This is a genomic window from Burkholderia sp. E168m23, from assembly GCF_016586125.1.
Taxonomy (GTDB): domain Bacteria; phylum Pseudomonadota; class Gammaproteobacteria; order Burkholderiales; family Burkholderiaceae; genus Burkholderia; species Burkholderia orbicola.
Genome location: NZ_BCPP01001202.1, coordinates 1 through 1,756 on the forward strand (window position 1 = coordinate 1; position 1,756 = coordinate 1,756).

General features: G+C 66.5%; 3 protein-coding genes. 2 read left to right on the forward strand and 1 reads right to left on the reverse strand.

Annotation, left to right across the window (positions count from 1 at the left end):
* Window positions 1–229 (forward strand): DUF493 family protein (locus JMF90_RS35670; RefSeq protein WP_201326214.1); only part of this gene is annotated, 229 nt, incomplete at its 5' end.
* A gap of 22 nt (window positions 230–251) precedes the next feature.
* On the opposite strand, the gene JMF90_RS35675 is transcribed toward JMF90_RS35670, so the two are convergent.
* Window positions 252–1,241 (reverse strand): transcriptional regulator GcvA, encoded by a 990-nt coding sequence (locus JMF90_RS35675; RefSeq protein WP_006485238.1) that lies wholly within the window; start codon window positions 1,239–1,241, stop codon window positions 252–254.
* Between the two features lie 102 nt (window positions 1,242–1,343).
* Here JMF90_RS35675 and JMF90_RS35680 point away from each other — a divergent pair, with 102 nt between their 5' ends.
* On the forward strand, window positions 1,344–1,670 hold the full coding sequence (locus JMF90_RS35680) for a DUF2917 domain-containing protein (RefSeq protein WP_077180412.1): 327 nt from the start codon (window positions 1,344–1,346) through the stop codon (window positions 1,668–1,670).
* Window positions 1,671–1,756 lie beyond the last annotated feature (86 nt).

Genomic DNA, 1,756 nt, shown 5'->3' on the forward strand with positions numbered 1-1,756 from the left:
TTTCCCGATCAAGATCATGGGCAAGGCGCACCCCGAATTCAAGGACACGATCTTCAAGGTCGTGGCCGTTCACGACAACGAGATCGACGTCGAGAAGATCGAGGAGCGTGCGTCGAGCGGCGGCAATTACACGGGCCTCACGATCACCGTGCGCGCGACGAGCCAGGAACAGCTCGACAACATCTACCGTGCGCTGACCGGCCATCCGATGGTCAAGGTCGTCCTTTAAGCGCTCGTTCCGGCGTCCGGGATCAGCGCAAACGGCCGCTGATCCCTTTCCATCCTCCCTCCAGCGCGCACTCGGCGGGGCATTTCCCCGCCGCGCGCCGCGCGTCCAGCTCGTCGCACAGCCGCTTGTATTCGGCCACTTCCTCGAACAGCCAGGTCCGGAACGCCTGCACGCGCGGCGTGTTCAGCAGCGGCGGCGGGCACACGAAAAAATAGTGCCACGGGCTCGGCCCGTCGATGTCGAACAGGCGCACGATGCGCCCGTCGAGCAGGTCGTGCACCGCGAGCGAGCGGCGCACCAGCGCGATGCCCTGGCCCTCGATCGCGGCCAGCAGCAGGTTCGACGAATCCTGGTACAGAATCCCCCGTTTCGGCTCGGTCAGCGTATCGAGCCCGGCCGCGTCGAACCACGGCCGCCACAGCTCGTCGTCCGAGCGCAGCAGCGGGTAGTGCACGAGATCGGCGGGCGTCTGCGGCAGCTTGCCGCCGTTCAGCGTCGGCGCGCACGCCGGAAAGAACACCTCCTCGAACAGCGGCTCCACGTGGAGCCCCGGATAGCTGCCGAAGCCGAAGCGGATCGCGAGATCGACGTCGTCGCGCGCGAAATCGGTCAGCGAATTGGTCGACTGCAGCTCGACGTCGATTTCCGGATGCCGCTCGATGAACGTGCCGATGCGCGGCGTGATGAAGCGCGCGGCGAACGACGACAGCATCGACACCACCAGCCGCCGGTCGCGGTCGCTCGCGCGCACGTCGCGCGTCGCGTCGGCGATCACCATCAGCGCGGTGCGGATCTGCTGCGCGTAGCGCATGCCGGCGTCGGTCAGGCACAGCCGCTTGCCGTTGCGCGTGAACAGCTGCACGCCGAGCTCTTCCTCGAGCGCGCGCACCTGGTGGCTGACCGCGCCGTGCGTGACGAACAGCTCGTCGGCGGCGCGCGAGAAGTTCTCGTGGCGGGCGGCGGCTTCGAACGCGCGAATCGCGTTCAGCGCCGGCAGCTGGCGGAGGTCCATTTGCTAATTTTCCTCACATCGACGTGAAAATTGGTCGTTTGGTCGGACACCTTCAAGTGACTAGGATTGTAGTCATCGAAGCACTTATTGGCGGAGTCGATCATGCAAGAAATCTCTTCAAGCATCACCTTCGAAATTCCCCCCGGCGAGACCGTGCCGATGAAGGTGCAACGCAGCACGCGGCTGATCGTCCAGTGCGGGCCGGTCTGGGCGACGCGCAGCAACGACGTCGACGACTACTTCCTCGCCGACGGCGAGACGCTGAAGCTGCGCCGCGGCGAGCGGCTGTGGCTCAGCGCGGAAGGGCGCGAGGGCGCACGCGTCGCGTTCTCGGTGTCGCGGCCGCCGCGGGAAGTCGCGCTCGGCGGGCTGTCCCGGCTGCGCGAACGCGTCAACGCGCTGCTGCACGACGGCTGGCGCACCGTCTGACCATCGTTTCATCCGACGGATACCGGCGATCCGTCCCCGTCCCAAGGCCGGCGAGACCCACGGGTTTTCGGTAAACTACCGCCCAT